The 25,876-nt window shown below is 70.0% G+C and carries 25 protein-coding genes and 1 pseudogene; 17 read left to right on the top strand and 9 right to left on the bottom strand.

Features of this window, described 5'->3' with window-relative positions:
• Positions 1-15: 15 nt before the first annotated feature.
• Positions 16-1,140 carry a substrate-binding domain-containing protein gene (locus GTO19_RS20665; RefSeq protein ID WP_291024368.1) on the bottom strand — a complete coding sequence of 375 codons (1,125 nt, stop codon included), beginning with the start codon at positions 1,138-1,140 and terminating at the stop codon, positions 16-18.
• Positions 1,141-1,238: 98 nt separating this feature from the next.
• Here GTO19_RS20665 and GTO19_RS20660 point away from each other — a divergent pair, with 98 nt between their 5' ends.
• The 7 genes from GTO19_RS20660 to GTO19_RS20630 all read left to right on the top strand — a co-directional run bounded on the left by GTO19_RS20660 (position 1,239) and on the right by GTO19_RS20630 (position 7,207).
• Positions 1,239-1,967 (top strand): ABC transporter permease, encoded by a 729-nt coding sequence (locus GTO19_RS20660; RefSeq protein WP_291024364.1) that lies wholly within the window; start codon positions 1,239-1,241, stop codon positions 1,965-1,967.
• Positions 1,964-2,716, top strand: a complete 753-nt coding sequence (locus tag GTO19_RS20655) for a phosphate ABC transporter ATP-binding protein (RefSeq protein WP_291024361.1) — start codon at positions 1,964-1,966, stop codon at positions 2,714-2,716. Before GTO19_RS20660 ends, GTO19_RS20655 begins: the two co-directional genes overlap by 4 nt.
• On the top strand, positions 2,713-3,516 hold the full coding sequence (locus GTO19_RS20650; protein ID WP_291024359.1) for an extracellular solute-binding protein: 804 nt from the start codon (positions 2,713-2,715) through the stop codon (positions 3,514-3,516). Before GTO19_RS20655 ends, GTO19_RS20650 begins: the two co-directional genes overlap by 4 nt.
• Positions 3,517-3,644: 128 nt before the next feature.
• The gene (locus tag GTO19_RS20645) at positions 3,645-4,403 is read left to right on the top strand and encodes a molybdate ABC transporter substrate-binding protein (RefSeq protein WP_291024356.1); all 759 of its coding nucleotides are present in this window, start codon (positions 3,645-3,647) and stop codon (positions 4,401-4,403) included.
• Positions 4,384-5,439 carry an iron ABC transporter substrate-binding protein gene (locus GTO19_RS20640; protein ID WP_291024354.1) on the top strand — a complete coding sequence of 352 codons (1,056 nt, stop codon included), beginning with the start codon at positions 4,384-4,386 and terminating at the stop codon, positions 5,437-5,439. The genes GTO19_RS20645 and GTO19_RS20640 overlap by 20 nt, the downstream gene beginning before the upstream one ends.
• Before the next feature lie 2 nt (positions 5,440-5,441).
• Complete coding sequence (locus tag GTO19_RS20635) at positions 5,442-6,428, top strand: iron ABC transporter permease (protein ID WP_291024352.1); 987 nt, start codon at positions 5,442-5,444, stop codon at positions 6,426-6,428.
• Complete coding sequence (locus tag GTO19_RS20630) at positions 6,425-7,207, top strand: ABC transporter ATP-binding protein (RefSeq protein WP_291024349.1); 783 nt, start codon at positions 6,425-6,427, stop codon at positions 7,205-7,207. The genes GTO19_RS20635 and GTO19_RS20630 overlap by 4 nt, the downstream gene beginning before the upstream one ends.
• Here GTO19_RS20630 and GTO19_RS20625 read toward each other — a convergent pair.
• From GTO19_RS20625 to GTO19_RS20605, 5 genes and pseudogenes are all read right to left on the bottom strand, one after another.
• On the bottom strand, positions 7,154-8,926 hold the full coding sequence (locus tag GTO19_RS20625; protein WP_291024347.1) for a SulP family inorganic anion transporter: 1,773 nt from the start codon (positions 8,924-8,926) through the stop codon (positions 7,154-7,156). The two genes, GTO19_RS20630 and GTO19_RS20625, sit on opposite strands and share 54 nt — an antisense overlap.
• Positions 8,927-8,948: 22 nt before the next feature.
• On the bottom strand, positions 8,949-9,368 hold the full coding sequence (locus GTO19_RS20620) for a TIGR01244 family sulfur transferase (RefSeq protein ID WP_291024345.1): 420 nt from the start codon (positions 9,366-9,368) through the stop codon (positions 8,949-8,951).
• 9 nt (positions 9,369-9,377) lie between these two features.
• Complete coding sequence (locus GTO19_RS20615) at positions 9,378-9,809, bottom strand: YeeE/YedE family protein (protein ID WP_291024343.1); 432 nt, start codon at positions 9,807-9,809, stop codon at positions 9,378-9,380.
• A 10-nt stretch (positions 9,810-9,819) separates the two neighbouring features.
• Positions 9,820-10,260 (bottom strand): annotated as a pseudogene (locus GTO19_RS20610) (YeeE/YedE family protein); the annotation flags it as partial.
• A gap of 10 nt (positions 10,261-10,270) precedes the next feature.
• Positions 10,271-10,582: a metalloregulator ArsR/SmtB family transcription factor gene (locus GTO19_RS20605; RefSeq protein ID WP_291024341.1), complete on the bottom strand. Its 312-nt coding sequence runs from the start codon at positions 10,580-10,582 to the stop codon at positions 10,271-10,273.
• Between the two features lie 107 nt (positions 10,583-10,689).
• Here GTO19_RS20605 and GTO19_RS20600 point away from each other — a divergent pair, with 107 nt between their 5' ends.
• Both GTO19_RS20600 and GTO19_RS20595 read left to right on the top strand, forming a co-directional pair.
• A complete protein-coding gene (locus GTO19_RS20600; protein ID WP_291024338.1) occupies positions 10,690-11,568 on the top strand; it encodes an MBL fold metallo-hydrolase in 879 nt (292 codons plus the stop codon).
• Between the two features lie 41 nt (positions 11,569-11,609).
• Entirely contained in the window at positions 11,610-14,465 is a 2,856-nt protein-coding gene (locus tag GTO19_RS20595; RefSeq protein ID WP_291031276.1) for a hypothetical protein, read from the top strand.
• Between the two features lie 69 nt (positions 14,466-14,534).
• Here GTO19_RS20595 and GTO19_RS20590 read toward each other — a convergent pair whose 3' ends face one another.
• On the bottom strand, positions 14,535-14,840 hold the full coding sequence (locus GTO19_RS20590) for a c-type cytochrome (RefSeq protein ID WP_291024333.1): 306 nt from the start codon (positions 14,838-14,840) through the stop codon (positions 14,535-14,537).
• A 118-nt stretch (positions 14,841-14,958) separates the two neighbouring features.
• Between GTO19_RS20590 and GTO19_RS20585 the strand changes: the two genes are divergently transcribed.
• Positions 14,959-15,201 carry a TIGR04438 family Trp-rich protein gene (locus GTO19_RS20585; RefSeq protein WP_291024331.1) on the top strand — a complete coding sequence of 81 codons (243 nt, stop codon included), beginning with the start codon at positions 14,959-14,961 and terminating at the stop codon, positions 15,199-15,201.
• A gap of 30 nt (positions 15,202-15,231) precedes the next feature.
• Here the strand turns inward: GTO19_RS20585 and ilvD are convergent, their stop codons facing one another.
• Positions 15,232-16,926: a dihydroxy-acid dehydratase gene (gene ilvD / locus GTO19_RS20580; RefSeq protein ID WP_291024329.1), complete on the bottom strand. Its 1,695-nt coding sequence runs from the start codon at positions 16,924-16,926 to the stop codon at positions 15,232-15,234.
• A gap of 106 nt (positions 16,927-17,032) precedes the next feature.
• Between ilvD and GTO19_RS20575 the strand changes: the two genes are divergently transcribed.
• The 3 genes from GTO19_RS20575 to GTO19_RS20565 all read left to right on the top strand — a co-directional run bounded on the left by GTO19_RS20575 (position 17,033) and on the right by GTO19_RS20565 (position 19,309).
• The gene (locus GTO19_RS20575; RefSeq protein WP_291024327.1) at positions 17,033-17,953 is read left to right on the top strand and encodes a LysR family transcriptional regulator; all 921 of its coding nucleotides are present in this window, start codon (positions 17,033-17,035) and stop codon (positions 17,951-17,953) included.
• A gap of 5 nt (positions 17,954-17,958) precedes the next feature.
• Positions 17,959-18,774, top strand: coding sequence for a prolipoprotein diacylglyceryl transferase (lgt, locus tag GTO19_RS20570; protein WP_291024326.1), 816 nt, complete (start codon positions 17,959-17,961; stop codon positions 18,772-18,774).
• A 103-nt stretch (positions 18,775-18,877) separates the two neighbouring features.
• Entirely contained in the window at positions 18,878-19,309 is a 432-nt protein-coding gene (locus GTO19_RS20565; RefSeq protein ID WP_291024325.1) for a type III secretion system chaperone, read from the top strand.
• Positions 19,310-19,327: 18 nt separating this feature from the next.
• Here the strand turns inward: GTO19_RS20565 and GTO19_RS20560 are convergent, their stop codons facing one another.
• On the bottom strand, positions 19,328-21,838 hold the full coding sequence (locus tag GTO19_RS20560; RefSeq protein WP_291024324.1) for a hypothetical protein: 2,511 nt from the start codon (positions 21,836-21,838) through the stop codon (positions 19,328-19,330).
• Positions 21,839-22,009: 171 nt separating this feature from the next.
• On the opposite strand from GTO19_RS20560, the gene GTO19_RS20555 reads away from it, so the two are divergent.
• Genes GTO19_RS20555 through GTO19_RS20540 form a run of 4 tightly spaced genes read left to right on the top strand, consistent with a single transcriptional unit; the run spans position 22,010 to position 25,875 of the window.
• On the top strand, positions 22,010-22,678 hold the full coding sequence (locus tag GTO19_RS20555; protein ID WP_291024323.1) for a GntR family transcriptional regulator: 669 nt from the start codon (positions 22,010-22,012) through the stop codon (positions 22,676-22,678).
• 37 nt (positions 22,679-22,715) lie between these two features.
• The gene (locus tag GTO19_RS20550) at positions 22,716-24,053 is read left to right on the top strand and encodes a malonyl-CoA decarboxylase (protein ID WP_291024322.1); all 1,338 of its coding nucleotides are present in this window, start codon (positions 22,716-22,718) and stop codon (positions 24,051-24,053) included.
• A 51-nt stretch (positions 24,054-24,104) separates the two neighbouring features.
• Positions 24,105-25,100 carry a tripartite tricarboxylate transporter substrate binding protein gene (locus GTO19_RS20545; protein WP_291024321.1) on the top strand — a complete coding sequence of 332 codons (996 nt, stop codon included), beginning with the start codon at positions 24,105-24,107 and terminating at the stop codon, positions 25,098-25,100.
• A 4-nt stretch (positions 25,101-25,104) separates the two neighbouring features.
• Positions 25,105-25,875 (top strand): enoyl-CoA hydratase-related protein, encoded by a 771-nt coding sequence (locus tag GTO19_RS20540; RefSeq protein ID WP_291024319.1) that lies wholly within the window; start codon positions 25,105-25,107, stop codon positions 25,873-25,875.
• Position 25,876 lies beyond the last annotated feature (1 nt).

Raw genomic sequence — 25,876 nt, 5'->3', positions numbered from 1 at the left:
CGCCGCGGCGGCGGCTCAGCCCCACCAGGGCAGCAGCCGCTTCATCGCTGCCACCTCGCCGCAGTGGTCGGGGAGGTAGCCGGGCAGGGCGCTCAGGCGCTCCTGCCAGGCGCGGCTGCGCAGGCGCTCCAGCAGGCGCTTCATGGGCGGCTCGTTCAGGGTGTCCTTCAGGCACACCAGCAGGTAACGCTCGTCGGTGATGGGCACGAAGCCCAGGCCAGCGCTGTGCGCCGCGTACTCGGTGCCCAGGCCCACGTCGGCGCTGCCGCTGGCCACGGCGTGCGCCACCGCCGCGTGTGAGCGCTCCACGCGCTCGTAGCCGTCGATGTCGGCGCTCGGCAGGCCGGCCTGGGCCAGCAGTTCGTCCAGCAGCAGGCGGGTGCCCGTGCCCTTGGCGCGGTTCACGAAGCGCGCCTGCAGGCGCGCCACGTCGCCGATGTCGCGCAGGCGCAGGGGGTTGCCGGCTGCCACCACCAGGCCCTGCGTGCGCCGCGCGAAGCCGATGATCTTGTGCAGTCCCGGCTTGAGCAGCGGGCGGTAGGTGCGTGCGGTCAGCGTGCTCGCGTCCGCGAAGGGCTGGGTATGGAAGCCCGCGATCTTGCAGCGGCCCTCGTTGAGCGCGCGGATGGCGTCCACGCTGCCGCAGAACTGCACGTCCAGGTGCAGGCGCCTGGCCGCGTCCTTGCCGCCACCGCTGTCGCGCGCGGCGAAGTCCACCAGCTCGGCCAGGGCGTGGTCGTGGCTGGCGTAGAGCGTGAGCTGGGGGTGTTCGGTGTCCTCGCCGTCGAGCATCAGCGCAAAGGCGCGTTCCAGTTCGGCGCGCAGGTTCTCCATCTGCGGGCCCAGGCGGGCCTGGGCCAGGCGCTCGGCCGCCAGCAGCTTCTCGCCGAAGGGCGTGAGGCGCGCGGCCTGGCCGCGTTCCCAGAAGATCAGGCCCTGGCCGAGCTCGGCTTCCCACTCCTTCAACTGGCCCCACACGTGGCGGTAGGACAGGCCCAGCTCGCGCGCCGCGCCGGAGATGGAGCCCGAGGCCTTGACCGCGTGCAGCACGTCCATCATGGGGTTGCGCAGCAGCGCCGAGCCATTGCCGGCGGCGCGCTCGCGCGTGCTCAGTTGGTACGCCAGCTCGATTCGTCGCATGGGCGCCGAGTGTGCATCAAGGCGGCCTATGCACAAGGGTTCATACCGCGTCAGTACGTAGCGCCCGGGACACGCGGGCTCGGTAAGCTCGCCAACATATGAATACCTTTGCCGATAGCGTCTCCACCGCGATCGGGCTGATCCTTTCCGGCGACGCCGGCCTGTGGGCCATCGTCACGCGCTCGCTGGCGGTCAGCGTGACCGCGACCTGCATCGCCTACGCGCTCGGCCTGTGGCTGGGCGCCTGGCTGGCGGCGGCGCGCTTCGCGGGGCGCGGTGCGGTGCTCACGCTGCTCAACACCGCGTTGGCCGTGCCGGCGGTGGTGGTGGGGCTGGTGGTCTACCTGCTGCTCTCGCGCTCCGGCCCGCTGGGCTTTCTGGGCTGGCTGTTCCGCTTCGAGGCCATGGTGGTGGCGCAGGCGGTGCTGGTGCTGCCGCTCGTCACGGCGCTGGTGCGCCAGACCGTGCAGGACGCCGACCTCAGCCACGGCGAGCAGCTGCGCTCGATGGGCGCGGGCACCCTGATGCGCAGCCTGCTGCTGGCCTGGGACGAACGCTACGCACTGCTGACCGTCTTCATCACCGCCTTCGGCCGCGCCATCGCCGAGGTGGGCGCCGTGATGATCGTGGGCGGCAACATCGACGGCGTCACGCGCGTCATGACCACCGCCATCGCCCTGGAGACCAGCAAGGGCGACCTGCCTCTGGCCCTGGGCCTGGGCCTGGTGCTGCTGGCCGTGGTGCTGCTGCTCAACGCGCTGGTGTCGCTGGTGCGGCGCTGGCGCGAGCGCGCCGATGGCCTGGTCCCCCTGGGGGTTGGCATATGAGCGGCGTGCCGCCCCAGGCCGTGCCCGCGCCGTGCTTTGAACTGCGTGGCGCCCAGGTTCGCCTGGGCCCGGCGCCGCGCGCGCCCGCGCTCGACGACGTCAACCTGCGCATCCTGCCTGGCGAGCGGGTGGCTTTCATCGGCGCCAACGGCAGCGGCAAGAGCACGCTGCTGCGCACCCTGCACGGCCTGCTGCCGCTCACGGCCGGCACGCTGCACGTGCCGCGCCGGCAGCGCCTGGCCATGCTGTTCCAGCGCCCGCACATGCTGCGCATCCGCGCCGTGCACAACGTGGCCCTGGGCCTGTGGCTGCAGGGCCGGCGCTGGGGCGAGGCCAAGGCGCTCGCACTCACCGCGCTGGAGCGGGTGGGCCTGGCCGACCTGGCGCAGCGCAACGGCCGCGCGCTCTCCGGCGGGCAGCAGCAGCGCCTGGCGCTGGCCAGGGCCTGGGCGCTGCAGCCGGACATCTGGCTGCTCGACGAGCCCACCGCCAGCCTGGACCCGCACGCCAAGCGCGAGGTGGAAGAGCTCATCGCCGAGTTCACCGCCGCGCCCGCGAACGGCCAGCCGACCACGCTGCTGTTCGCCAGCCACAACCTGGGCCAGGTCAAGCGCCTGGCCAGCCGCGTCGTCTACCTGGAGCAGGGCCGCGTGCTCGCCGACCTGCCCGTGCACGATTTTTTCAACGCCGACCTGTTGCGGGCCGTGTGCCCGCACGCCCATTTGTTCGTTCAAGGAGAAAGCTGGTGAAACCCGTTCGTTCCCTCGTCACCCTGGCCGCCGGCCTGCTGATCGGCACCGCCGCGCTCGCGCAGAGCATCGTCGTGGCCTCGACCACGTCCACCGAGCAGTCCGGCCTGTTCGGCGCCATCCTGCCGCAGTTCAAACAGGCCACGGGCATCGACGTGAAAGTCGTCGCTCTGGGCACGGGCCAGGCCATCGACATGGCGCGCCGCGGCGACGCCGACGTGCTGTTCGTGCACGACAAGGTGGCCGAGGAGAAATTCGTGGCCGATGGCTTCTCCGCCAGGCGCCAGGAGGTCATGTACAACGACTTCGTGCTGGTGGGCCCCAAGGCCGACCCGGCGAAGACGGCGGGCAAGGACATCGTGGCCGCGCTGAAGAAGGTGGCCGCGGCCAACGCGCCCTTCATCTCGCGCGGCGACAAGAGCGGCACGCACGCGGCCGAATTGCGCTTCTGGAAGATGGCCGAGGTCGACGCGGCCAAGGGCTCCGGCTACAAGGAGTGCGGCTGCGGCATGGGGCCGGCGCTCAACATCGCCTCGGGCAGCAACGGCTACGCGCTCACCGACCGCGGCACCTGGCTGAACTTCAAGAACCGCGGTGACCTCACGGTGCTGGTGGAAGGCGACCAGCGCCTGTTCAACCAGTACGGCGTGATGCTGGTGAGCACGGCAAAACACCCGCAGGTGAAGACCGCCGAAGGCCAGAAATTCGTGGACTGGGTCACCGGCCCGGCCGGCCAGGCCGCCATCGCCGCGTACAAGATCGGCGGCGAGCAGCTCTTCTTCCCGAACGCCACGAAATGAGAAGCCCCCCCGCGCCGCTTCGCGGCACCCCCCGGTGGGGGGCGACACCTGCGGCCCGGCGAAGCCGGTTCCGCGATGTCTCTGGACGGCCGGTCCTGCTCTCGTTGCTCTTTTCTCTCCAAGCCTGCATGAGTGCTCCTGCCGTTCCCTCGCGTGCCGAACCGATTCCCGTGGTGGCCGCGGGCAGTCTGCGCGAAGTGCTCACCGAGATCGCGCGGGAGCACGAGGCGCGCACGGGGCAGAAGCTCGCGCTGTCCTTCGCGGCCTCGGGCCTGCTGCGGGAGCGCATCGAGAAGGGCGAGCCCGCGCAGGTCTTCGCCTCGGCCGACATGGGCCACCCGCAACGCCTGGCCGACGCGGGTGCTTGGACGGCGCCCCGGGTGTTCGTGCGCAACCAGTTGTGTGCGCTGACACAAGCCGAACTGAACCTCACGTCCGAACGCTTGCTCGACGCGCTGCTGGACCCGAGCGTGCGCTTGGGCACCAGCACGCCGAAGGCCGATCCCTCGGGCGACTACGCCTGGGCCCTGTTCCGCAAGGCCGAGGCCCTGAAGCCCGGGGCTTTCGCCACGCTGGAGCGCAAGGCCCTGCAACTCACGGGCGGGCCCACCTCGCCCAAGGCGCCGCCCGGGCGCGGCACCTACGCCTGGGTGATGGACCAGCGCCAGGCGGACGTCTTCCTCACCTACTGCACCAACGCGGTGGCCGCCCAGCGCGAGGTGCCGCGCCTGAAGATCGTGGCCATACCGCCGGCGCTGCAGGTCGGCGCCGACTACGGCCTCACCGTGCGGCGCGAGGCGCATCCCGCCGCCCGCGCGTTCGCCGACAGCCTGCTGTCGCCGCCCGCGCAGGCCATCTTCGCGCGCCATGGGTTCGGCGCTCCTTGACCGGCGACGCCGCGCGCTGAGCCTGGCCGCGCTGGCCGGTCTCTGCGCGCCGGGGGTGGCGCTGGCCCAAGCCGCGCCGCGCCAGGTCGAGGACAGCGCGGGGCGCCGCGTCCGCGTGCCGCCGCGCGTGCAGCGCGTATTCCCCGCCGGCCCGCCAGCGGCCATCTGGCTCTACACGCTCGCGCCCGAGGCCCTGCTGGGCTGGCCGCGCGCCAACCGGCCCGAGGAGATCGAATTCCTGGTGCCCGGCGTCGGAAACCGGCCCGAACTGGGGCGCCTCACCGGGCGCGGCAACACCGCCAACCTGGAGACCGTTCTGGCGCTCAAGCCCGACCTCATCGTCGACACCGGCTCGGTGCGCCAGACCTACGTGGAGCTGGCCGATCGCGTGCAACAGCAGACCGGCATTCCCTACGCCCTGATCGACGGCGCGCTGGAAGCGGTGCCCGCCGGCTACCGGCTGCTGGGAGAACTGATGGGCGTGCGCGAGCGCGCCGAGGCGCTGGCGCGCCACGCCGAGGACACCCTGCGCCGGGTGCGTGAGCGCGTGGCCGGCGTGCCGCGCGAGCGCCACCCGCGCGTGTACTACGCGCGCGGCCCGCACGGGCTGGAGACCGGCCTGGACGGCTCCATCAACGTCGAGATGTTCGAGGCCATGGGCATCGAGCTCGTGTCCACGCGCATGCCCGGCGGCCTGGCGCGCGTGTCCGTCGAGCAGGTGCTGAACTGGGACCCCGAGGTCATCATCACCATCGACCAGACCTTTGCGCAGAGTGCCGCGCAAAGCCCGCTGTGGCGCAACGTCAGCGCCGTGAAAAACGGCCGCGTGCACCTGAGCCCCAAGCTGCCCTTCGGCTGGGTGGACTTTCCGCCCAGCGTGAACCGGCTGCCCGGGCTGTGGTGGATCGGCGCGAAGGTGTTTCCCGAGCGCTTCCGCGAGGACCTGGCTGAGATCGCGCGCGATTTCTATCGGCGCTTCTATCAGGTGGAGTTGTCGCCGGAGCAGGTGCGGCGCGTGCTTGCGGGCAGGGACTGACCGTGCCACGCCGGGGCGCCTGGTGGGCCTTGCTGGTGCTGCTGGCGGGTGTGCTGGTGGCTTTCACCGTCGGGCGCACGCCGGTGTCGCTGGCCCAGTTGTGGGCCGCGCTCAGCGGCGGCGAACCCGGCGACTCGCTGCGCACCGTGGTCTGGCAGATCCGCGCGCCGCGCATCGCGGCGGCCGTGGCCGTGGGCGCGGCGCTGTCGGTGGCGGGCGCGGCCTTCCAGGGTCTGTTCCGCAACCCGCTGGTCTCGCCCGATCTGCTGGGCGCCTCGGCCGGCGCGGCGCTGGGCGCCTTGCTGGGCATCTTCTTCTCGCTGGGGCTGGCGGGCATCCAGCTCGCGGCCTTCGCGGGCGGTCTGGCGGCGGTGGCGCTGGTGTACGCCACGGGCTCGGCCGTGCGCCAGGGCGACCCCATCCTGGTGCTGCTGCTGGCGGGCATCGTCATCGGTTCGCTGCTGGGCGCGGGCATCGGCCTGGTGAAGACCCTGGCCGACCCCTACAACCAGTTGCCCGCCATGACCTTCTGGCTGCTGGGCAGCCTGGCCAGCGCGCACGCCGAGGACCTGCCCGCGCTGCTCATTCCCGTCGGCCTCGGCCTCGGTCTGTTGCTGCTGCTGCGCTGGCGGCTGGACGTGATGTCCCTGCCCGAGGAGGAGGCCCGCGCGCTGGGCGCGCGCACCACGCTGCTGCGCCTGGGCATCGTGGCCGCGGCCACGCTGGTCACGGCCGCCAGCGTGGCGGCGGCGGGCATCGTGGGCTGGGTGGGGCTGGTGGTGCCGCACCTGGCGCGCTTTCTCGTGGGCCCGTCCTTCGTGCGCCTGCTGCCCACGGCCGCGCTGCTGGGTGGCGGGTTGCTGCTGTTCATCGACACGCTGGCGCGCAGCCTGGCGCCGGCGGAGATTCCGCTGGGCATCCTCACCGCGCTGATCGGATCGCCCTTCTTCATCGCACTGCTGGGGCGGGCGCAGAAGGGCTGGCAGTGAGCGCGCTGATCGAGGCCCTGGACTTGCGCTTCGGACATCCCGGTCGGATCGTGGGCGAGGGCCTGTCGCTCAGCCTGCGCGCCGGCCAGGTGATGGCGCTGCTGGGACCGAACGGCGGGGGCAAGACGACGCTGCTCAAGACCTTGCTGGGCTTGCTGCCCGCGCAGGGCGGGACCGTTCGCCTCGACGGCCGCCCGCTGGTTGACTGGTCACTGCCCGAGCGCGCGCGCCGCGTGGGCTACGTGCCGCAGGGACAGGCCAACAGCTTCGGCTACAGCGCGCGGCAGATGGTGTTGATGGGCCGCACCGCGCACCTGGGTCTGCTCGCCCGGCCCGGGGCGCACGATCACTCGGTGGCCGACCAGGCCCTGCGGCGCCTGGGCATCGACCACCTGGCCGATCGATCGGTGCACCGCATGAGCGGCGGCGAGCGCCAGCTCGTGCTCATCGCCCGCGCCTTGGCGCAGGAGCCGCGCGCCGTGTTGCTGGACGAGCCCACGGCCAGCCTGGACTTCGGCAACCAGGGCCTGGTGATGCGCGCCATCCGCGCGCTCGCCGAGGAGGGCCTGGGCGTGCTGTTCACGACACACGACCCGAACCAGGCCCGGCGCTGCGCGGACACCGCGCTGCTGCTGCGCGAGGGCCGCGTGCTGGCGGCCGGTGCCGTGGACGAGGTGGTGAGCGCCGGGCAGCTGCGCGCGCTCTACGGCGCCGAGGTGGACGACTCAGGCGGGCAGGGCGGCCTGCCCGTGTTCCTGCCCGGCTTCGGTGTTCAGTGAGGCGGCCAGCGAGGTCGCCGCCTGGTGGTGCGTGAGGAACACGCGCCCGCTCAGGTGCTGAAGGAAATCGCTGCGCTGCAGCTTGTCCATCACCGGCCCTTTCACCTCCGACAGGTGCAGTTGCACGGCCGCATCGCGCAGGCGCTGGTCGATGGCCTCCAGGCTGTCGAGTGCGCTGGCGTCGATGTAGTTGATGGCCGAGCACTGCAGCACCACATGGCGCAGTTCGGGGCGCAGGGCCACCGCCGCGTTGATGCGGTCCTCCAGCGCGCGCGCATTGGCGAAGTACAGGCTCTCGTCCATGCGCAGGGCCAGCACCTGCGGCTGCGTGATGACCTGGTGACGCAGCACGTTGCGGTAGTGCTCGGTGCCGGGCACCTGGCCGACCTCGGCGATGTGCGGCTGGCTGCTGCGCCACAGGTGCAGCGCCAGCGACACGCCCACGCCGGCCACCAGGCCGCTTTCGACGCCCACCGCCAGCGTCACGAGCAAGGTGGCGAGCACGGCGGCGAAGTCGGCCCGGGAGTAGGCCCAGGTGCGCCGCAGGATGCCGATGTCCACCAGCGAGAGCACGGCCACCACGATGGTGGCGGCCAGTGTGGCCTGCGGCAGGTGGGACAGCGCCGGCGTGAGCAGCAGCGAGGCCAGCAGGATGCCCGCCGCCGTGTACACGCCGGCCGCAGGCGTCTGCGCGCCGGCGTCGAAGTTCACCACCGAACGCGCGAAGCCACCCGTGACCGGAAAGCCGCCCGTGAATGCGGCCGAGAGGTTGCTGCCGCCCAGGGCGACGAGTTCCTGGTCGGGCTCGATGCGCTGGCGCCGCTTGGCCGCCAGCGTCTGGCCCACCGACACCGATTCGACGAAGCCCACCACGCTGATCAACAGCGCCGGCACCAGCAGGGCTTGCCACAACGCCAGGTCCCAGACCGGCTGCGTGAGCGGCGGCAGGCCTTGTGGCACCGCGCCCACCAGCCTGACGCCGCGCGCGCCACCGTCCACGGCCCAGGTGAACAGCGTGGCGCCCACGATGGCGGCCACCGGCCCGGCCTTGGCGCCGAGCTCGGCCGCGCGCGGCGGCACGCCCAGGCGGCGCAGCAGCGGCTGCAGGCCGCGCCGCACCCAGAACAGAAAGGCCAGGCTGGCCGCGCCGATGCCCAGCGTGAGCCCGTGCACCTGTCCCCGCTGCGCCCACAAGGCGGCGAGCATCTCCAACAGGTTGTGCCCGCCGGCAGAGACGCCCAGCAGGGTCTTGAGCTGGCTGGCCGCGATCAGGATGCCCGAGGCCGTGATGAAGCCCGCGATGACGGGGTGGCTCAGGAAGTGCGCGAGGAAGCCCAGCCGCAGCAGGCCCATCGCCAACAGGATCAGGCCCGACAGGAAGGCCAGCGTGATCGCCACCGCCAGGTGGTGCGCACCGCCCGCCGCGGCGTGTTCGCCCACGGCGGCGGCCGTCATCAGCGACACCACGGCCACCGGGCCCACCGCCAGCACGCGGCTGGTGCCCAGCAGGGCGTAGACCAGCAAAGGCGCCACGCTGGCGTACAGCCCCACCTCGGGCGGCAGGCCCGCCAACTGGGCGTAGGCCAGGCTCTGCGGGATCAGCATCAGCGTGACGATCAGCGCGGCCACGCCGTCGCGCAGCAGGGTGTCGCGGTCGTATTCGCGCGCCCAGCGCAGCACCGGCAGGTCGGGCCACCAGTGGCGCTTGGGCAGGTTCATGGCGCGGCCCGCGGGGTGAGGATCAGCCCTGGGCCGATGCCGGCGGCGTCATGCGGCTCAGGTCATAGCCCGCGGCGGCTGCGATCTGCAGCACCTCGGTCCAGGGACGTTGGCCGGCCTGCGACAGGGCCCACAACTGGGTGCTGCGCGTGCCGCTGCGGCAGTAGGCCAGCACCGGGCCGTCGGCCTGCGCGAGCGCTTCGCCGAAGGCGCGACCCTGGGCCTCGTTCACCTGGCCGGAGACGGCGGGCAGGAAGACGAAGCGCATGCCCGCGGCCTGCGCGGCGCGGGCCATGGTGTCCTGGTCCGGCTGGCCGGGCTGCTCGCCGTCGGGTCGGTTGCAGATCAGCGTGGTGAAGCCGGCCGCGGCGGCGGCGGGCAGCTCGTCCGGCGCGATCTGCGGCGCGACGGACAGGGTGGGGGTGAGGCGTCTGAGATCCATGGTGCTCCTTCAGGTCGTTCGGGTCTTCGCGCCAATGCGCTCCATCGATTCGAACACGGCCATGCCCAGGAGCATGGCCAGCACGAAGACAAGACCCTTCGTCTCGCCCGAGGCCATGGACACCAGGCCCGGCCCGGGGCAAAAGCCCGCCAGGCCCCAGCCCACGCCGAAGGTGAGGCTGCCCAGCACCAGGCGGCGGTCGATCTCCGTGGCTTTGGGCAGGTACATGCCACCCCCCAGGAAGCTGCGCGTGCGCTGCTTGGCCAGGGCGAAGGCGAAGAAGCCCACGGCGATGGCGCCCCCCATGACGAAGGCCAGGGAGGGGTCCCAGGCGCCGGCGAGGTCGAGGAAGCCCTGCACCTTGCCGGGGTCGGTCATGCCGGAGAGCAACAGACCCAGGCCGAACAGCAGGCCGATGAAGAAGGCGGAGAGTTTCTGCATGGCAGCGTCCTCAGATCAGGTGGCGGATGACGAACACGGTGGCGAAGCCCGCGGCCATGAAGGCCAGCGTGGCCACCAGCGAGCGCGGCGACAGCCGGGAAAGGCCGCACACGCCGTGGCCACTGGTGCAACCCGAGCCGTAGCGCGTGCCGATGCCCACCAGCAGGCCGGCGAGCACCACCAGACCCAGGCTCGCGTCGATGCGCGGCGCGGTGATGAAGCCCTCGGGTGCCAGCCAGCCGTACGCCAGCGGCGACACCAGCAGGCCCGCCACCAGGGCCACCCGCCAGCCGACGTCTCCGGCACCGGGCTTGATCAGCCCACCGAGGATGCCGCTGATGCCCAGCACGCGGCCATTGAGCAGGACGAACAGGGCGGAGGCCACGCCCAGCAGCACGCCCCCCGCCAGTGAGGCCCAGGGCGTGAAATGAACCCAGTCGATCGTCATGGTGGTGTCTCCTTCAGCGGGAACAGAACTGTTGGTACAGGGTGCGGATGACCGCCTGCGCGGGCGGGCTGTCGAGGCGGTAGTACACGTGCTTGCCCTCGCGGCGTGTGCTCACCAGCCCCTCGTCGCGCAGCACGGTGAGCTGCTGCGACAGCGTGGGCTGGGTGATGCCCAGCGCCGCTTCCAGCTCGCCCACGTTGTGCTCGCCTTGCGAGAGCTGGCACAGCAGCATCAGGCGGTCGCGGTTGGACAGCGCCTTCATCAGGCGGCAGGCGTCGGCGGCGGCCGTCTGCATGTCGTCGAGATTCAGTTTGAGGGCGGGCATGGGACACTCCGTTCGGGGTGCCGTCCATCGGCGGCACGGGCATCAATATATTGACTGATAGATTGTTTGTCAATATATTGACGTTCACTTATTGAAAGGAGCCCGCCATGTCCGTCGCCACCGCCGTCCGGCCCCAGGTCCAGGGCCTGTTCGACCCCGCCACCTGGACCGTCACCTACGTCGTGCACAACGGCCCAGGCTCGCCCGCGGCCATCATCGATTCGGTGCTCGACTACGACCCGAAGTCGGGCCGCACGCGCACGGCCTCGGCCGACAAGGTCATCGACTACGTGCGCGCCAACGAACTCAAGGTCGAGTGGATCCTGGAGACGCACGCGCACGCGGACCACCTCTCGGCCGCCCCCTATCTGAAGAAGCAACTGGGCGGGCGCATCGGCATCGGCGGGCGCATCACGCAGGTGCAGAAGGTGTTCAAGGCGGTGTTCCACCTCGAGCCCGGGTTCCGCCTCGATGGTTCGCAGTTCGACCACCTGTTCCAGGAAGGCGAGCGTTTTCGCATCGGCGAACTCGAGGCCGAGGTGCTGTACGTGCCCGGCCACACACCGGCCTGTGCGGCCTACCACGTGGGCGACGCGGTGTTCGTGGGCGACACCATGTTCATGCCCGACGTGGGCACCGCGCGCTGCGACTTTCCCGGCGGCGACGCGAAGACGCTCTACGCTTCCGTGAAGCAGATCCTCTCGCTCCCGGGCGAGACACGTCTCTTCATGTGCCACGACTACCCGCCCGAAGGCCGCGAGGTGCGCTTCGAGACCACGGTGGCCGAACAGCGCGCAAGGAACATCCACGTGCACGACGGCATCAGCGAGGCGCAATTCGTCGAGATGCGCACAAAGCGCGACGCGACGCTGGACATGCCGGTGCTGATCCTGCCCTCGGTGCAGGTCAATATCCGCGCGGGCGAGTTGCCGCCGCCCGAGGCGAATGGCGTGTCGTACCTGAAGATTCCGGTGAACGCGCTCTGAGCGCCTGGAGGGTCAGGCAGGGCGGGCGCGTTCGCGTTGTCTTGCGTCGCGTCGAGCAGGAACCCGTCGCCTCCACCTTCCACGAAGCCAGCCTTGTCTGGAATTTCTGGAAGGTGGTCATGGCAAACCTCAGAAGCGCAGGCGCTTCATCCCTGGCGCGCAATGTCGCTCAACAAGTCCCATCCGCTCGCCCACACCCATCCGGTGCCGAATCCCTGCCACGCTGGCCGTGTGTGCGTTGGGACCCGGTGACGGGCCGCCTGGGCTATCGATTTCCTGGCCTGGGACTGAGTCCGCAGGCGGACGATACCGTGAAGGCCGTGGTGGTGGCCTTCGATCTGCCCGAGCACCTGTCGCCGCGGCAGGGGCCGCAATGGCGCCCTCGATTGGCCGCGGCCAACGCCATGCTCGGCCTGTTCGCGCAACTGGAACTGCCCTGCGCGGTCTGCCTGCGTCTCGCGAACGACGCGTCCCTGCGTGCGGCCTTGCACGACGCCCCGCCCGACGCCTTCGAGCCAGCCTGGTTGCGGAGTCCGGGCCAAGGGGCCTGTCCTCAACTCGCCGCGGCGGTGACCGCGCTGATGCGCAAGGCCGATGTCGCCAGCGCGAGCCGCTTGGTGCGCGAGCTTCCAACGACCGTGGCCGCAGAGCTGATGGAGTACCTGGGTGCCCAACAGGCCGACCTGTTCGTCGCGCTGGCGCAGCACTTGAACGAACAGCCGACCCAAGCGGTCGCGACGGGGGGCGGCGAGTTTCAGCAACCGCCATGCACGCTTCCCCCAGGGCCCGAAGGCGAAACGCCCCTGGACCTGGGCAAGCTCCACGGTTTGCGCGAGCGTTTGGCGAATGTCGGTCTCGTCGTCGATGTCGACATGACTGGCACGGGCGAGCTGAGCGTGAACCTCGCCCCCGGCTTCCTCCGCGCCGAACTGCCCACAGACGACCTGAAGGCGTTCTTCACGCTCATCACCGGCGATGCAAGCCACATGTACCTGCCCGGCCGCATGATCCGCGCCATGCGGTCGGGCCTGGACGCGATGGAGGATGCGTCGAAGGAGCAGGCCCAGGAACGTCTCATTTCCCTGTTTTCAGATCTGGTGCCGCTGCTGCAGCCCCGGCTCGCGTGGGCGATCGGGCGGCGTGACCTGATCAGCGCCATGGCACTCATCGAATGCCTGCTCGACATGGAGGCCGCTGGTGTCGTGGTCGCAGGGGCGGCGATCGATGCCTGCCTTGGCCAACGGCCGCCGGTGGCTCAAGCCCCGCTGTCGCTGGAGGATTGGATCACGGGCGAGGAAGCGGTGTCGGATTGGCTGAACCAGCCGTCCTGCCCGCTCGGCGAGCCACGCAAAGACGCCTTGCGCAAACGCCTGTCGGACGTGCCGCGACAGCTGGTCGAGCTGTGCGGCGACATGGAGCTCGCGGCGCTGATCCGGTTCGCCGGGTTGAACCGGCATCACGCGCTGGCCGAAGCCTGTGTCGCGCGCCTGGCCGAAAGCGGCATGGCGGGTGTGCAACTGCAGGTGTTCGAGGAGGAGGGCATTTTGCTGCCGGGGTGGGTGGCCGCCCTGGCGGCGCTCAGCGGGAAGGTGCGCTCGCCTCTGGCCGCCCTGCGCTTTGTCGACGAGTTCACGACATTCGTGGCCTCGTCTCGCTTCGAGGGGGCGTGGAATGCGCTGGACGTGTCGCGCACCTTGATGTCCCCCATGTTCGACATGATCCGGTCGGCGCTGGACGCCATCGACACGCCGGCTCAAGCCCTTGGCTGGGTCCGCAGTGTGCAGACCTTGCTGCGGGCACTGCGTGAGCGAGGTGCCAGTGTGTCCGGAATCTGGTTCGTCGATTGCGACTGCCTGCTGGCGCCCTTGCGCGACACGGCCGTGAGATTGTTGATGGCCGAGCCAAGGCCCGCTCGGATCGAAGCGCAGCAACTCGCTTCGTGGCTGATGGTTTGCGAACTGGCCGAGCGGCTGCTGTCCGAAAAGAGCGCTCGCGCAGACGACGATCGCCTGTCTGATCACGGGGCTGCCGCCGAGTACGCCGCCTGCTGGACGGCCTGGCATGGCATGGGCGGGCTGCTGATGCAGGTGGTGGAGTTGCTGTGCGCCCCCTCGCTCTTGCAGCACCCCATGGACATGGCTGCTGCACAGGCCATGGGCCCGAAAGTGCTGAAGGGGGCGGAGCCTGCGGTGGTTCTGGCGCTGCTGGCTGTGGCGCCATTGCCCCTGCTGCCATGCCTGCGGTCGCCTGACCAGCTCCCCGAGTTGCTGGGTCGCGTGTCGGACGTGGAGGGCGTGGAAAACGTGCTGATGCGCTGGGGCGATGACCCCGGCATGGTCTGGCTGCCTGAGCGCGTGCTGCATCGGCTTCTGGCAGAGGCCGAGTCCGATTCCGATTCCGATTCCGATTCCGAGATGTTCAGGCAGTTGAGGCAGTTGAGGCAGGTGTTTCCCGAGGCCATGCCGCCTCGTCCACGTGCCTTGCCGTTCTTGCTGCGCTGGCGACTGCAGGTGCTTCAGTCGTCCGGCCAGCCAAGTCTGCAAGCCTTGTCCACTTGGGTCGTCGAACTGAACGCGCACGGGCGGCGGTTCGCCGTCCGTGCGGCTGACCTTCGCACCATCGGGGCCGCCCTGAACCTGGGCGCCGACGCCGCAGCGGCGCAGCAGCATCTGAGCCGTCTGACGCACGAACTGGCATCGCCAGCCTATGGGGTGTGGCTGCTTGCAGGCTGGCTGGAACAACAGGTGTCGGACGTCGCCATGACAGACCCGGAGCACGCTCAGGTGTGCCACGCCGTGGTGCGGTGGCTCAACGACAGATTCTGGACGGTGTCGGACAAGGAGTGGCGCGAGTGGGTCGAAAGCGCCAAGCGCCTCCAGAGCCTGGTCCTGGCGTGACGACCGGCATCACGCGCGCAAGAAAAAGCCGGCGCTGGGCCGGCGTCTTTTCTGGAAGGAGCGACGGGCTTACTTCTGGCTCAGCACCCAGGCCGCGAGCTTCTTGGCCTCGGCCTCGCTCACCTGCGGGTTGGCCGGCATGGGGATCGCGCCCCACACGCCGGAACCGCCCTTCATGATCTTGCCGGCCAGCATGTCCGCGGCCTTGGCGTCGCCGCTGTACTTCTTGGCCACGTCCTTGTAGGAGGGGCCGACCAGCTTCTTGTCGATGGCGTGGCAGGCCATGCAGTTCTTGGCCTTGGCCAGTGCCTCGTCGGCCATGGCGGGTGCCGCCAGGGTGGTCATGGCGGCCATAATCAGAAGCGCACGTTTCATGGGGTGTCCTTTTGGAATGTCAGGGGCGAACGGGGCAAATTCTATCGAGTGGGTTTGCCGTGGCCCCGTTATCGGACTTTCTTTGCCGGAATTTACCGGTCGTTTACCGGAGGCTGTGATGTATCTGCTGGGCCTGGGCATCGTGCTGTTGCTGATGAAGTACCTGGAGTACGGCCCCGTTGCCGGCTGGGCCTGGTGGATCGTGCTGTCCCCGTTCGCGCTGGCTGCGGCCTGGTGGGCCTGGGCCGATTTTTCGGGCTACACCAAGCGCAAGGCCATGGAGAAGATGGACCAGAAGAAGCGCGATCGCCTGGACAAGCAGCGCGAGAAGCTGGGACTCAAGACGAACAGGCGCCGCTGAGGCGGCGCCTGTCGTCGAACGCCGCGACGATCAGAAGTCGTCCAGCACCGCGCCCTTGCTGGCGCTGGCCGCGTTGAACGCGAACTTGGCCTGCACGCCGCGGGTGTAGCGCGGGGCGGGGGCCTTCCAGGCGGCGCGGCGCTTGGCCAGTTCGGCCTCGGGCACGTTGAGCGCCAGCACCAGCTGGTGCGCGTCGATGGTGATCGAGTCGCCCTCGTGCACCAGCGCGATGTTGCCGCCTGCGGCCGCTTCCGGCGCCACGTGGCCCACCACCATGCCCCAGGTACCGCCGCTGAAGCGGCCGTCGGTGATGAGGCCCACGCTTTCGCCCAGGCCGGCACCGATCAGCGCGCCGGTGGGCGCCAGCATCTCGGGCATGCCGGGCCCGCCCTTGGGGCCCAGGTAGCGCAGCACCATCACGTCGCCGGCCTTGATCTTGCCGTCCAGGATGGCCTTGAGCGCCGATTGCTCGTCGTCGAACACGCGCGCCGGGCCGGTGATCACCGGGTTCTTCAGGCCGGTGATCTTGGCCACCGCGCCCTCGGGCGAGAGGTTGCCCTTGAGGATGGCCAGGTGGCCCTGCGCGTACATGGGGTCGCTGATCGGACGGATCACGTCCTGGTCCTTGCGCGGCTCGTCGGGCACGTCCTTCAGCACCTCGGCGATGGTCTGGCCGGTGATGGTGAGGCAGTCGCCGTGCAGCAGGCCGGCCTTGAGCAGGATCTTCATCACCTGCGGGATGCCTCCGGCCTGGTGCAGATCCACCGCGAGGTACTTGCCGCTGGGCTTGAGGTCGCACAGCACCGGGGTGCGCTGGCGGATGCGCTCGAAGTCGTCGATGCTCCAGTCCACCTCTGCCGCGTGTGCGATGGCCAGGAAGTGCAGCACCGCGTTGGTTGAGCCGCCGGTGGCCATGATCACCGCCACCGCGTTCTCGATGGCCTTCTTGGTGACGATGTCGCGCGGCTTGATGTCCTTCCTGATGGCCTCGACCAGCACCTTGGCCGACTCCTTGGCCGAGTTCTGCTTCTCGTCGTGCGGGTTGGCCATGGTGGACGAGTAGGGCAGGGAGATGCCCAGGGCCTCGAAGGCCGAGCTCATGGTGTTGGCGGTGTACATGCCGCCGCAGGAGCCGGTGCCGGGAATGGCGTGCTGCTCGATGTCCTTGAGCTCCTGGTCGCTGATCTTGCCGGCGGCGTTCTGGCCCACGGCCTCGAACACGCTGACGATGTTCAGGTCCTGCCCCTTCCACTTGCCGGGCAGGATGGTGCCGCCGTAGACGTAGATGGCGGGCACGTTCGCCCGCAGCATGCCGATGAGGCCGCCGGGCATGTTCTTGTCGCAGCCGCCGACGACCACCACGCCGTCCATCCACTGGCCCTGCACGCAGGTCTCGATGCAGTCGGCGATGACCTCGCGGCTGACCAGCGAGTACTTCATGCCCTCGGTGCCCATGGCCATGCCGTCGCTGATGGTGGGCGTGCCGAAGATCTGCGGGTTGCCCCCGGCTTCCTCGATGCCCCTGACGGCCGCGTCGGCCAGCTTCTGCAGGCCGCTGTTGCAGGGCGTGATGGTGCTGTGGCCATTGGCCACGCCCACCATGGGCTTGCCGAAGTCGGTTTCCTTGTAGCCCATGCCGTAGAACATGGAGCGGTTGGGCGCGCGCGATTTGCCCTGGGTGATGTTGTCGCTGCGCAGCGCCTGCGCGGGGGTCTTGTCGGCCATGTCGTCTCTCTCGGGTGTCGTGGGGGAGGGGGAAAGCTTCGCAGTATGCGACAGCGCCGCGAGGGCATCCAATCGGATCGGCTCGATTCATTGATATGCTGGGCTTATGACAAAGGTCCAGAATCCGCAGCGTGGCGAATGGCGGCAGTGGCGCCAGTTCGCCGTGCTGGCGGAGGAATTGCACTTCGGCCGCGCCGCCGCGCGGCTGCACCTCACGCAGCCGGCGTTGACGCAGGCGATCGCCTCGCTGGAGGCCGCGCTGGGTGTGCGCCTGTTCGAACGCAGCCGCCGCCAGGTGGCGCTGAGCGCTGCCGGCGAGGCCCTGTTGCCCGAGGTGCGCGAGCTGTTGCGCCGCGCCGAGGCCTTGCCCGCGCTGGCTCGCTCGGCGGCGCAGGGCGAGAGCGGCCGGCTGCGCATCGCCTTCGTCTCCACCGTGGGCTTCAGCCTGCTGCCGCCGTGGGTGCGGGCCTTTCGCGAGCGCTGGCCGCGCGTGGAGCTGGAGCTGATCGAGGCCACGGGCGACGTGCAGCGCGAACTCATCGCGCGGGGGGACCTGGACGCGGGATTCGTGCTTCACGCCCCCGGCGACAGCGCCCCCGGCCTGCAGCACCGTGCACTGGTGACGGAGCCGCTGGTGTTGGCCCTGCCCGACGCCCATCCGCTGGCCGCGCGCACCCGCCTCTCGCTCATGGCCGTGGCCGACGAGCCGCTGGTGATGTTCCCGCGGCGCATCCTGCCCGAGGTCTTCGATGCCCTGGTGCAGCTCTACCGCGCCGCCGGCCGCGAGCCGCGCGTGGCGCAGGAGGCGATCCAGATGCAGACCATCGTGAACCTGGTGTCGGCCGGCCTGGGCCTGGCCTGGGTGCCGCAGAGCGTGCGGCAATTCCAGCGGCCGGGTGTGGTGTACCGGCCCGTGGGCCTGCCCAAGGGCGAGGCGGTGCCGCGCTGCGAAACCAGCCTGGTCTGGCGCGACGCCGCGCTCAGCCCGGCGCTGCAGCGCTTCATCGACGCCGGGCGTTCACAATAGCCGCCATGCTGCAACACCCCCAGATCGACCCCGTGGCCCTGCAGATCGGGCCGCTCGCCATCCACTGGTACGGCCTGACCTACCTCGCGGCCTTCGCGCTGTTCTTCTGGCTGGGCCGCCTGCGCCTGCGGCACGAACCCTACGCCAGCATCACCCGGCCGCGCCCCTGGGAAAAGCGCGACGTGGAGGACATCCTCTTCCTCGGCGTGCTCGGCGTGGTGGCGGGCGGGCGCATCGGCTACTGCCTGTTCTACCAGCCCGCCTATTACCTGCAGAACCCGCTGGAGGTGTTCTACGTCTGGCAGGGCGGCATGAGCTTTCACGGCGGATTGCTCGGCGTGATGCTGGCCATGGTGTGGTACGCGCGCAGCCGCGGCCGGCCCTTCTTCCAGGTGATGGACTTCATCGCGCCCTGCGTGCCCACCGGCCTGGCGGCCGGGCGCGTGGGCAACTTCATCAACGGCGAGCTGTGGGGCCGCGTGGCCGATCCCTCGCTGCCCTGGGGCATGGTGTTCCGCGGCGCGGGCGATCTGCCGCGCCATCCCTCGCAGGTCTACCAGTTCCTGCTGGAAGGCGTGCTGCTCTTCGTGCTGCTGTGGCTCTACGCGCGCCAGCCGCGCAAGACCGGCCAGGTGTCGGGCATGTTCCTGCTGGGCTACGGCGTGTTCCGCTTCATCGCCGAATTCTTCCGCGAGCCCGACGCGCACCTGGGCCTGCTGGCGCTGGGCATGAGCATGGGGCAGTGGCTGTGCGTGCCGATGATCGTGGGGGGCATCGGCTTGTGGTGGTGGAGCGGGCGCGAGGGTGCCCGTGGCGCTTGATCTGTTGACCCGCTGGACGCAGGACTTCTGCCGGATGAGAGGCTGTTCGGCCCGGGCCCTGGATGGCGCGCCGGGTGTTGTGCTGGACGCTGGCGCGGCTTCATTGATTGCCGTCGAATGGCAGCCTGGTACGCACACGCTGCACGTGTACGGTCACCCTGGCGACGCTGCGCGAGTTGGCCCGCCGCAGCTCGGTGCCCCCGGCAGCGAGTGGGACGACGACGAAGCGGATGACGGCAGCGACGCCTGGCGCGGTGGCGGGTGCCACCCGGTGCGCATCGGTCCGGGCGGCGACGAGAACGAAGGAGCCACCCTGCACCTGGACCCGGACACGGGGCTCGTCACGCTGTACCTGGTGGTGCCTTTTGCCACCCTGGACGCGCAGTCCTTTGCCACCACGCTGGATGCCTTCATCGACGACCTGGCCTTGTGGTCGACGGTGTTCGCACCCAGCGCGTCCGTCGACCCCGGGGCGGGTGGTGCGCAAGGGGATGAGACGGCGCGCGCCATGGCCTCGGGCTTGATCTTCGCCTGAAGCGGCGCGTCGCCGAGGCTACTTCTTCATCATTCTTTTGTGCCCGTTGAAGTACGTCCACTCATTGAGCAGCAGTCCTCGCTGCTCGGGGTCGTGCAACTGATTCAGCACCTTCCGATAGCGGTCGAGAACGGTCTTGAGCAGGGCGCGTTCGGTCGGTGACTGTGCCAGAGCGCCGCTCACGAGGCGTGTGATGCGCTGTCGAATCCATCCCTGCAACAGCGGCACGACGATCCCGGGATCGTTGAGCTGGTTGGTGAGGGTGTCCAGTTGGACCTTGAGAACGGCGGGGTGCTGACTCAGGCTCAGCCCGGCGCCCATGTCCCGCAGGTCCTGGTCGTTGGCCTGTGGCGTGTGGCGCAGCCGGCGGATGACCAGGGCCAGCGCAATGGACAAGGCGCGCGCGTCGACTTCCGAGGTGGGGTCGGCGGCGTCTTGGAGCCAGGCCAGCACGGCAGGCATGCCCGGCCGCCAGTTTGCCGCCGCGTTGCCCGGGTGGCCCATGTCGAGCAAGGTGCTGAAGGCCACGCCGTCAAGTTCCGGGTGGGTGCGACACAAGGCCAGCAGCGCAGGAAACTCCTTCGCGCCAGCCAGACGGCTCAGCACGGGCGCCAGATTCTCGGGTCGAAGCAGCCCCCGCTCCAGCAGATCGCGCAACACCATGAGCTGCAGGTCCTGACCCAACAGCTCATGGGTCAGAACCTCGTCGGCGGCGATCGGACGCGACATCCATTCCGGCGTCCAGAGGCTGGGCACGGGCCAGTGCAGCACGCAGGAGAGGACCTCGATCGGGCAGATCGCGAACAGATCGCGCATCTTGTCCAGCGAGGGATGGAAGGTGTGCAGCAACGAGACCTCGCTGCCCAGCAGCTCCAGCGAGAGTGAGAAGGGTTCCCCCTTGAGCTGGAAGTGGGCCAGGCAGGGGCCGAAGTACAGACGCTCCGCTGGCCGGGGCACGCCCGGTTTGAACGGGTCGTCGCCCTGGCGCGCCAGTTCCAGCACGGCAGCCGTCAACCAGGTCCACTGGGCCAGTGCCTCCCCCTCGGGGGTGGGCCACTGGGCCGAGCGTTTGACCAGGGCGGCGACGCCGTGCACCACGAGGTCTAGCCAATCGTCGCGCACCTCGATCCAGGCGATGCGCAGCGGGCCCGTGGCCCCCGTGCCCATCGACCGCCCGAGGTGCTTCAGAAACGCCAGGATGTCCCGGACGAAACGCAGCGCCGCGCGGGGGGACTCGATGGCCTTGAGGCAGTCCAGCAGCATCGGCAGGAGCTGGGCGCTCACGTCTTTGGGCTGGTAGTGCTGTGTCTTGAGCCACAGGCCGGCGCAGCCGTGAACCGCCACGGCCTTCAGCCAGGCCTTCTGGTAGCCCGGGTCGGTGCGGATCAGCGGATCGTTCAGCCACAGGCTGGCGCGCAGCAGCGACTCGATGGCGGCGGCCAGGTCGGTGCCCAGCAACAGCACGCAGGCCTGGCGCACAAAGGCGGTGAGCGCGACGAGCCGCTCGCTGCGCATGATCAGGCATTGCTGTTTGAAGGGCATGAACGCGGAGGCCTCGGCGAGGTACACGGATTGACCGTCTCCACAGCACAGGCCGAAGGCCTGCAGCGCCTTGAACAGCACGTCCACGGACAGGTCTGCCGTGGCCTCGTCCGTCAGCCCCGCCGAGACATACGACAGCAGCAGGTTCAGGAGCGCAGGCGTGGCTTCGGTGCCTTCCTCCAGGGAAACGGTCGCCATGCCCGCCGGGCCGACATCGATGCAGAAGCCCGACTGGCGCAGCTCGGCCTGCAGGTCGTGGAGGGGGCGACCTTCCTGGTGCTGGCGACGCCATTGCCGGCGCACCTCGAGAATGGCGGGCCGCAGCGCCTCGTATTGGCCGTTCTCTCGCCCCAGCAGGTCGTCAAAGCTCGCGTCGAGCAGGCTTCGCCACTCGCACGAATGGGGCCCGTCCAGTGGCCGGCCGGGGTCCACCAACAGACGCCTCACCACGAGCCGGCGGTCGCGCCCCGCGGGACAAGCGCCGAGCACCTGAGCGGCCAGCCCCGCGTCGCCCAGGCGCACCAGGCTGGCCACCACCGCCGCGCGGGCGCGTGATCCGCCCGGCTTCGCGTGGCACAACGTGTTCCACAGCGCCTCGTCCGCGATCAATGCCAGGGCGCTCGCGGGCGAGAGCTTGTGCTGGCAGCACAGGTCGATCAAGGCATTCGCCGCCGGCCACCCCGCCAATGGCTCCCACATGCGGTGCAGGCGTTCGAGCAGCGCAGCCCTCACCCGCTCGTTCAGTGCGCGGGCGGCCGTGCCGATGAATTCGACGCAGGGCTTGCCGGTGACGGCGTCGATGCCGTGTTTGAGGTGTTGGCTCCTGGCTGCGTGGGGTGCGGCCGGTTTCACCGGCTGGCGGGGGGCGGGGTGGCGGAACGCGGTGGGAGAGGGGCCGTGCGCGGGGTCGGGCGGGTCAACCCGGGGTGACGGGCGACCAGCAGACGCGCTGCGCGGTCGCGCCTCGTCGAGTGATTTGCGTTGCATGCGGGCGGATGGGGCGTGTGACAGCGGATGCCTGAGGCTTCGTGTTCTGAACACCTCGGGCATTCCTCTCGAAACCGTCACCGGCGCACCGCCCGTCGGCGGCGCGGGTTTTCCCCGTGACAGCCGCCCGGTTCTTCTATGAGAATTAGCTGTAATTACGGATGATTACCAATGCGCGTGGTGCTCAACTCCCTGCACGATGAAGTGGCCTCGCGGCTTCGCGAGCGCATCTTCGCTGGCGAACTGGCGCCCGGCAGCTACCTGGACGAACCCGCACTGTGCGAGGCGCTGGGCATCTCGCGCACACCGCTGCGCGAAGCGCTGAAGGTGCTCACGGCGGAGGGCCTGCTGCGCCACGAGCCGCGCCGCGGCTGCTTCGTGGCCGAAATCACCGAGCGCGACCTCGACGAGATTTTTCCTGTCATCGCCCTGCTGGAGGGCCGCTGCGCCTTCGAGGCCGCCAGCAATGCCAGCGACGCGGAGCTGGTGGCGCTGGAGCAGTTGCACGACAAGCTCAACCGCGCCGCGCGGGCCAGGCGCATCAACGACTACTACGCCATCAATTTCGCCATCCACGAGGCCATCATCGCGCTGGCCGACAACCGCTGGCTGGCCCAGGTCATCGGTGACCTGCGCAAGATCCTCAAGCTGGCGCGGCTGCAGCAGCTGCACGCGCCGGGCCGGCTGGAGCAGAGCCTGTCCGAGCACATGGCGGTGTTCGCCGCGCTGAAGGCGCGCGACGCCGAAGGCGCCGAGGCCGCCATGCGCACCCACCTCACGCGCCAGCGCGTGGCGCTGCGCGAGCTGGCGCGGCAGCAGAAGTCGAGGTTGAGCGCATGAACGCCCGCACCGCAGCGCGCTGCACGGAGGTTTCCCGATGAACACCGGGCAGTGGATCGCCGAGCGGGTGTCGCGGCTGCGCTTGCCCGCCAAGGAGAAGGGCCCCGCGCCGCGCTCCACAAACGAGCGGCTGCGCGCGCGCCTGCGCCAGGAGGGCGAAGCGCTGGCGCCACGCGCGCTGCGGCAGTTGCTCGATCAGCTCAAGGGCGTGGTCGATCCGCTGGTGAGCGAGGTCGAAGGGGGCCGGCGCGCCCAGGCGCTGATCGACTGGTACGGCCAGGCCGAGCCCGCGCAGCGGCGCGATCTCTGGCTGCTGATGAGCGAGCACTTCATGGCCGACCCGCAGAAGGTGAAGAAAGCCCAGGCCGAGTACCAGGCGGCCGTGGGCACGCCCGACGAGGCCGCCGCCGAGGTGCGCTACCGCCGCGCCACCGTGTCGCCGCGTCGGCGCATCCTGCAGCGCTTCAGCGCCAATCCCCAGGGCATCCCCTTCCTCGTCGCGCTGCGCGCCGAGCTGCAGTCCGCGCTGCGCAGCGACGCGCGCCTGCAGGCGCTGGACGTGGAAATGGAGTACATGTTCTCCACCTGGTTCGACGTCGGCTTCCTCGAGCTGCGCCGCATCAGCTGGGACTCGCCGGCCTCGCTGATCGAAAAACTCATCCGCTACGAAGCGGTGCACGACGTGCGTGGCTGGAACGACATGAAGAACCGCCTGGACAGCGACCGGCGCTGCTATGGCTTCTTCCACCCGCGCCTGCCGGGCGAGCCGCTGATCTTCGTCGAGGTGGCGCTGATGAACGAGATCGCCGGCAGCATCACGCCGCTGCTGGACGAATCGGCCGCGCCGGCCGACCTCTCGCGCGCCACCACGGCCATCTTCTATTCCATCAGCAACACCCAGGTGGGCCTGCGCGGCGTGAGCTTCGGCGACTCGCTGATCAAGCGCGTGGTGGACACGCTGAAGGAAGAATTCCCGCGCCTGCGCACCTTCGCCACGCTGTCGCCCATTCCCGGGCTGCGCGCCTGGTTGGCCAAACAGGCGCCGGCCGAGCTGCTCGCGGCCTGGGACCGCTGGGGCGAACTCGACGAAAAGGCCCCCGAGCGCCAGGCCTTGCTCTCCTGGGCGGCGCGCTACCTGGGCCACGAACTGCTCGACGGCAAACCCCTGGACCCGGTGGCCCGCTTCCACCTGGGCAACGGGGCGCGCGTCGAGCGCATCCATTGGGGCGGGGACCCTTCCGCCAAGGGCAACAAGCAGTCCTTTGGCCTCATGGTGAACTACCTCTACGATCTGCGGCGCCTGGACAAGCACCGGGCCATGCTGGCAGCGGGAAAAATCCCGATAGGCGGGGCCGTCGAGGCCCTGTACCGTTGATGGTGACCTGGGCGCCAGGCCCGTCGGCTTCATAACCACCAAGGAGACAAGATGAACCAGCCCTTCCAACGGCGCACGCTGCTGCGCGCCGCTGTCGCCAGCGCCGTGCTCGGCCCGGCCGGCACCCTCGGCGTTCGCGCGCAATCGACCTGGCCCTCGCGTCCGGTGACCCTGGTCGTGCCGTTCCCGGCCGGCGGTGGCACCGACGCCTTCGCGCGCCCCATGGGCGCGTCGTTCACGCGCCTGGCCGGCAAGGCGCTGGTCATCGACAACCGGGGCGGCGCGGGTGGCACGCTGGGCGCGAGCATCGCGGCCAAGGCAGCGCCCGATGGCTACACCCTGTTCATGGGCGCGGTGCACCACTCCATCGCCCCCAGCATGTACCCCAAGCTCGACTACAACATCGAGACCGACCTCGTGCCGCTGATCCTGGTGGCCAGCGTGCCGCAGGTGGTGGTGGTGAACCCGAAGAACATCACCGCGCCCGACTTCAAGGCCTTCCTCGCGCAGGTCAAGGCCAGCCCGGGCAAGCTCAACTACGCCTCGGCGGGCAGCGGCACCTCGCACCACCTGGCGGGCGAGCTGTTCAAGCAGCAGACCAACACCTTCATCACCCACATTCCGTACCGCGGCGCGGGCCCCGCGCTGGCCGACCTGATCGCGGGCAATGTGGACATGATGTTCGACGGCCTGGGCTCTTCGGCCGGACACATCAAGGGCGGGCGCATCAAGCCCCTGATGGTCTCGGGCGCCAAGCGCAACCCGGCCTTCCCCGACGTGCCCTGCGCGGCCGAGGTGGGCCTGCCCCAGTACAACGTGACCACCTGGTACGGTGTGTGGGCGCCCAAGGGCACGCCGGCCGACGCGCAGGCGCGCGCGATCGAGGAGCTTCGCAAGGCCTGCACCACGGACGAGGCCAAGGCCGTCTGGGCCGCGCAGGGCGCCGAGTTCCCGGACGTCACCGGCCCGGCCTTCGGCAAGTTCGTCAGCGCCGAGGTGAGCAAGTGGGCGCAGGTGGTCAAGGCCTCGGGCGCCAAGCTGGAGTGATCGATTGCCAGCGGAAGGACTGCAACTCGCCATCGACGGCGCCATCGCGCGCCTGACGATCCGCCGCCCGGCGAAGTTCAACGCCATGTCGCGCGCGATGTGGCGCGAACTCGCCGAGACCGTGGCCGACCTGTCCACGCGCGCCGATGTGCGCGTGCTGGTCGTGGCAGGCGAGGGCGCCCACTTCTGCGCGGGCGGCGACATCGCCGAGTACCCCGGTTTCCGCTTCGACCAGGACAGCCTGCGCGACTTCCACGAGCGCGAGGTCTGGGGCGGCCTGTCGGCGCTGCTGGATTGCGACAAGCCCGTCATCGCCCGGATCGACGGCCACTGCATGGGCGCGGGCGTGGAGATCGCGAGCTGTTGCGACATCCGCGTGGCCAGCGCGTCCGCGCGCTTCGGCGCGCCCATCGCGCGCCTGGGTTTTCCCATGGCGCCGCGCGAGGCCGCGCTGGTGGCGCGTGAGGCCGGCCTGGCCACGGCGCGCGAGATGCTGCTGCAGGCGGCGGTGCTGGACGCACCCACGATGCTGTCGCGCGGCTTCCTGCACGCCGTGGTGCCCGAGGCGGTGCTGGCCGACGAGGTGCTCACCCGCGCACGGCGCATGGCCGAGCTCTCGCCAGAGGCCGCGCGCCTGAACAAGCAGACCCTGCGCGCACTGGCCGCCGGCACCCCCGCCGACGCGCTGGTGGATCGCGCCTACGAGTACGCCGGCCACGCCGAGCACCGCGAGGGCATCGCCGCCTTCCTGGACAAGCGCACACCCGCCTTCTGAG

The sequence above is a fragment of the Hydrogenophaga sp. genome (assembly GCF_011772445.1).
Taxonomy (GTDB): Bacteria; Pseudomonadota; Gammaproteobacteria; order Burkholderiales; family Burkholderiaceae_C; genus Hydrogenophaga.
The sequence above is the reverse complement of the archived record's forward strand: the minus strand, read 5'-3'. Positions and strand labels throughout refer to the sequence as shown.